The following is a 3,209-nucleotide window of genomic DNA, read 5'->3' on the forward strand; positions in this document are numbered from 1 at the left end:
GGCCGACGCCTTCAACTCGGGGGAGGGGCTGCGCTGGCTCGAGCCGGCCGGCTCCTTCACTGCGCGGTGGGGTATCGAGCCGCGTCTCGAATAGTCCCGCGCGGGTGCTTGTGTGGAAGGATTGGGCCATGCCGCGACTTTCTGGAGGTAGACCCAGACGTGCCCTGCAGCGCGCCATCTCCGAGCGTGTCGCGGCCATGGGCGATCCCGTTCCACCGGTGCCCGCGGGGCTGGTGCGGGGGCCCGCGCGGGGTCCGACGCCGGATCCGGCTGGAACCAGCACGGGCTCCCGGACGTCCTTCCGACCCGGGCGGGACGACGTGCCCTATGCCCTCCGCGTGGCTGCCTCCTGGTCCTGGCGCCTCGGGATCGTCTTCGTGGTGGTCGGAGTCCTGGTCTGGCTCCTCGGCCGGATCTCCCTCCTCGTCATACCGCTGATGATCGCCGGCCTCCTCGCCTCGCTACTCGCACCGGTGACCGACTCGCTACGCCGTCGTGTGGGCAACGGATCCGCCGTCGCACTCACCGTGGTGGGTTTCCTCGTCCTGGTGGGACTTGCGCTCTCCCTCGTCGGGCAGCAGTTCGCCGTGGGCTTCAGCGGACTCTGGGTAGAGGCCCGAACCGGGATCGAACAGGCGCTCGCGTGGTTGTCGCAGGGACCGCTGCAGCTGACGGCGACCCAGATCAACCAGTACCTGCAGGACGTCGGCGACGCGCTCCAGAACAACAGCGGCTCGATCGTGAGCGGCGCGCTGTCCTTCGGCAGCAACGCGGGACAGTTCGCCGCGGGGGTGCTGCTCACCCTGTTCGCGCTGATTTTCTTCCTTGCCGACGGCGCCCGCATCTGGCGCTTCGTCGCCAGCCTCGCGCCGGCGCGGGCGCGCGCCGCCGTGGACGGTGCAGGGCGGCGGGGCTGGAGTTCCATGGCGAGCTACGTCCGGATCCAGATGCTCGTGGCCTTCGTCGACGCAGTGGGGATCGGCGTCGGGGCCGCGATCATCGGGGTGCCGCTTGCGCTGCCGCTGAGTGTGCTCGTGTTCCTCGGCTCGTTCATCCCGATCGTGGGGGCCCTGGCCACGGGCTCGATCGCAGTGCTCCTTGCCCTGGTGGCCAATGGCTGGGTCAATGCCCTGATCATGCTGGCCATCGTGCTGGTGGTGCAGCAGGTGGAGGGGCACATCCTCCAGCCGCTCATCATGGGGCCGGCGGTCGCCCTCCACCCCCTCGCCGTGGTGCTGGCTGTGGCCGGAGGTACCCTCGTGGCCGGCATCCCGGGCGCCCTTTTCTCGGTGCCGCTACTCGCTGTGGCCAATACCGTCATCCGGTACATCGCCCACCGGGCCTGGGAGTACGACCCTGCGCTCACGCCCCCCGGCATCGAGGGCTCCGGCCCGTCCGCCCGCACCCTCCAGGAAGAGATGACAACGTGACCGAGCAAACCGCCCTCGCCGATAAGGCGGCGCTACCGCACCTGCCCGTCACCCTCGATGACGTCAAGGCCGCACGGGCGTTGCTGGACGGTGTGATCGCCCACACGCCCATCGAGGAATCGAGGGCGCTGGGCCGGCTGATCGGCGCCAATGTCTCCTTCAAATGCGAGAACCTGCAGCGCGCGGGCTCGTTCAAGGTGCGCGGGGCCTATACGCGCATGGCCAAACTGTCCGAGGCGGAACGCAAGCGAGGCGTCGTCGCCGCCTCCGCCGGCAACCACGCGCAGGGCGTCGCAGTCGCGGCGAGCCGCCTCGGCATCCAGGCGCGGATCTACATGCCGCTCGGTGTGGCACTGCCCAAACTCGCCGCGACCCGGGGCCACGGAGCCGAAGTGGTGCTGCACGGCCACAACGTCGACGAGGCATTGGCAGAGGCGAAGCGCTACTCCGACGAGACCGGCGCCGTTTTCGTGCACCCGTTCGACAACGTGGATGTGGTGGCGGGCCAGGGGACCATCGGCCTGGAAATCCTCGAACAGGTACCCGACGTCGACACCATCCTCATGGGCGTCGGCGGCGGGGGACTCCTCGCGGGCGTGGCCGTCGCGGTGAAGGCCCGGGCGCGCGAACTCGGCAGGACCATCCGGATCATCGGCGTGCAGGCGGAGAACGCTGCCGCCTACCCGCCGTCGCTCGCTGCCGACGCCCTGGTGCCGCTCACCAAGGTGTCGACCATCGCCGACGGCATCGCTGTCGGCCGACCGGGCCAGCTGCCCTTCTCGATCATCCGTGAGCTCGTCGACGACGTCGTGACGGTGAGCGAGGACTCCCTCGCGCGCGCTCTCATCTTCCTGCTCGAACGTTCCAAGATGGTGGTTGAGCCGGCAGGTGCCGTGGGCGTCGCGGCACTGCTCGATGGAAAGCTGACCGAGGACGGTGCGCTGCCGGGCAACACGGTGGTCATCCTCTCGGGCGGGAACATCGACCCGATGCTCATGCTCAAGGTGATCCAGCGCGGACTGGCGGCAGCAGGGCGCTACCTGGTGGTCCGCATGCTGCTGGACGACCGCCCGGGCTCCCTGGCCACGATCTCCCGGATCATCGCCGAGTCCGACGCCAACGTCACGGGCGTGGACCACACGAGGGTGGGCGGCTCGATCAGCATGGGCGACGTCGCAATCACCATCAACATGGAGACCAAGGGCGACGAACACTGTGAGCAGGTCCTGAGCAACCTTCGCGCCGAGGGCTTCCAGCCCGTCGTCATCCAGGGCTGACATGCTGGCACACCGGGCACGGACGGGACTGCTGACGGTCGGCATGCTGGTGGCGGTCCTCTGGGCCGTCTTCTTCCTCAATCTGCTGACCGGCCAGCTGCTGACCGGGTACTTCGCCATCGAGCCGCGCAGGGTGCGCGGGCTGGACGGGATCCTCTTCGCGCCGTTGCTCCACGGCGGACTGCCCCACCTGGTCAGTAACACCCTGCCGTTACTGGTGCTCGGCTTCCTGACGTTCCTCGACGGTGTCCGACGCTTCGTCGTGGCGATCGGAACCAGCTGGTTCGTCTCGGGGCTCGGCGTCTGGACGGTCGGCGGGGGGCTGACCATCGGCGCGTCGGGTGTGGTCTTCGGCCTCTTCACCTACCTGGTCGCCCGCGGCTTCTACAACCGGAACGTATTCCAGATCCTGCTCGCAGCAGTGGTGTTCCTCGCCTACGGCTCCATCCTGTGGGGCGTGCTCCCGGTGGTCGGCTCGAACATCTCCTGGCAGGCGCACCTC

Annotated in this window: 3 protein-coding genes; all 3 read left to right on the forward strand. The window is 68.9% G+C overall.

Features of this window, described 5'->3' with window-relative positions:
- The first annotated feature begins 197 nt into the window (after positions 1–197).
- A complete protein-coding gene (locus Y705_RS18420) occupies positions 198–1,430 on the forward strand; it encodes an AI-2E family transporter (protein WP_049822467.1) in 1,233 nt (410 codons plus the stop codon).
- A complete protein-coding gene (gene ilvA, locus Y705_RS0108145) occupies positions 1,427–2,707 on the forward strand; it encodes a threonine ammonia-lyase (protein WP_253908544.1) in 1,281 nt (426 codons plus the stop codon). The genes Y705_RS18420 and ilvA overlap by 4 nt, the downstream gene beginning before the upstream one ends.
- Before the next feature lies 1 nt (position 2,708).
- Positions 2,709–3,209 (forward strand): rhomboid family intramembrane serine protease (locus tag Y705_RS0108150; protein WP_026532499.1); only part of this gene is annotated, 501 nt, incomplete at its 3' end.

The sequence above is a fragment of the Arthrobacter sp. H41 genome, from assembly GCF_000520535.1.
GTDB lineage: Bacteria > Actinomycetota > Actinomycetes > Actinomycetales > Micrococcaceae > Arthrobacter_D.

Bases quoted from the DNA above. Each gene is read 5' to 3' on its own strand.
- Y705_RS18420 (WP_049822467.1), top strand. From the start codon at position 198: ATGGGCGATCCCGTTCCACCGGTGCCCGCGGGGCTGGTGCGGGGGCCC.